Here is a 2,216-nt window from a genome sequence, read left to right on the forward strand (position 1 = left end):
AGACAACCCAGGACGACTACGGCATCCGCTTCGATGGTCCGTTCTCGATGTTGGGTCGTCAGCACGAAGCGGCCTTTGGTTATGTGGACAGCAAGCAGAAATTCGACGCCGACTCGCTCGACGCGCAAACAGGATTTGACGGTGTTGCCGATTTCGATGCCTACAACGGCGATTTCCCCGAGCCAATATGGGGCCCGAGGACAGATTACGGCTACAGCGAAACCCGGCAAAAAGGGCTATATGCAGCCACCCGTTTGAACGTGACCGACGATTTGAAAGTGATTCTGGGTGCGCGTGAGAGCTGGTACGAGAAGACCGCTGATGACGTCTTTTCGGAAGTCAGCAAGACCGACGTCGATCATGAGCTGACCCCCTATGCAGGCGTCGTCTACGACCTCACCGAAAACCTCTCGGCCTATGCCAGCTACACGGAAATCTTCCTGCCACAGTCGGTTCGCGACAGCAGTGGTCAGCAATTGGAGCCTATCGTTGGCGAGAACAAGGAAATCGGCCTCAAGGGTGCGTATTTCGGTGGCCGTTTGAACGCCTCCGCGGCGATTTTCCAGATCAACCAGGAAAATCTGGGCCAGAACACCGGCGTGCTGATCGATCCTTCGAACCCTGTCGGCGGCTTCGCGTTCGAGGCCAGTGAAGGCGCAACCAGCAAGGGCTTCGAGCTGGAAGTGTCCGGCGAGCTCGCGACGGACTGGAATGCTACGGTGGGTTACACCCAGTTCAAGGTCGACGATGCCAACGGCGACGACGTCAACACCCTGTACCCGACCAAACTGCTGCGAACCTTTACCGCCTACCGTCTGCCAAGGGCCTTCAACAAGCTGACCATTGGCGGCGGGGTTAACTGGCAGGATTCGATCTACACCTACGCTCTCAACCCGGCAGGCAACCCCGAGAAGATCCAGCAGGATGCCTATGCGCTGGTCAATCTGATGGCTCGCTACGAGATCACCGATAACCTCTCGGCGCAGGTGAATGCGAACAACGTCACCGATGAGAAGTACTTCGACATCTTCGATGCCTTCGGTGCCCTGACGTACGGAGCACCGCGCAGCGTTACTGCTTCGGCGAAGTATCGCTTCTAAAGTCTCGGTTTATCACGACGCAAAAAACACAACACCGGCCTGGCGCCGGTGTTGTATTTTCTGCTGTTCAAGACACGATTCGGTTGAGGTCGGAGTGCAGATCTTCTTTGGCAATTCCCCCGCTTCATCAACTTGATGATCACGACAAATTTTCAAGCAACTCCAGCGCCTGATCGAAATCGAAGCACTCGGCTTGCTGGACAACCCGATGTAACTGCTCGGCCACCCGAGGGCCTGAAGCCAGCCCCTGCAGTTTGTGCAAGGCCGTGAGCGCCTGGGCGTCACTCTCGGCCAGCAGATACCGCACGTGAGCCAATTGCGTGAGCCATTCGTTGTCGAACCGTGGCGCATCTGATGAATCGACGGACACTGTCGATTCGGTCAGCACCAACAATCCTTCAAGCACCGGTGTCAGGCAACGCTCAACCTCCGCCAGCTGACCAGCCACGTCCTGCTCGACTGCACCACTCAGACATGCCTGCTCCAGTTGGCTGGCAGCGTTCGCCACGCCAACGGCACCGATGTTGCCTGCCGTACCCCGCAAGGTATGGACCAGTCGAACAGTCACCGATGGATCACTTTCACTTCGGGCAATCAGAAACTCGGCGCAAAAAGCCTGCTGGCTGGAGCGAAATTTGCGCAGCAGGCGCAGGTAGAGCTCGACCTTGCCCATGCAGGTGGCCAGGCCCGCGTTCAAATCAATGCCGGGAAGGCTGGCTGGCAGGCTCGCCGCCGTCACCGTAGTGACCGGCGAAACCTCGGCCGAAGGCGCGCCACGGCCAGGTTTCGGATGTATCCACTTGGTCAACGTGGCGAACATGTCCTCGATGTTCAAGGGTTTGGAGATGTGATCATTCATGCCGCAGGCAAGCGCCCGCTCACGGTCCCCCGCCATGGCGTCGGCCGTCATGGCGATCACCGGCAGATTCGCCCAACGTAGCTGCTCGCGTATCTTGCGGGTCGCGGTATAACCGTCCATCACCGGCATCTGGCAATCCATCAACACACCATCGATGTCCGCGTCACGTTCCAGTTGGCCGAGCGCCTCTGCGCCGTTGACGGCCAGACGCAGCTCGATACCGGCACTCTCCAGCAGTTCACACGCCAGCTCCAGGT

At 58.4% G+C, this 2,216-nt stretch carries 2 protein-coding genes; one reads left to right on the forward strand and one right to left on the reverse strand.

The features are described 5' to 3' along the window. Positions 1-1,100: TonB-dependent siderophore receptor (locus AC1DSG_RS30470; RefSeq protein WP_477794184.1), on the forward strand; the 1,100-nt coding region annotated here is incomplete at its 5' end. A gap of 139 nt (positions 1,101-1,239) precedes the next feature. On the opposite strand, the gene AC1DSG_RS30475 is transcribed toward AC1DSG_RS30470, so the two are convergent. Further along, on the reverse strand, positions 1,240-2,216 hold a 977-nt coding region (locus AC1DSG_RS30475), incomplete at its 5' end, for a response regulator (RefSeq protein WP_477794185.1).

The organism is Pseudomonas sp. P5_A12 (genome assembly GCF_056400685.1).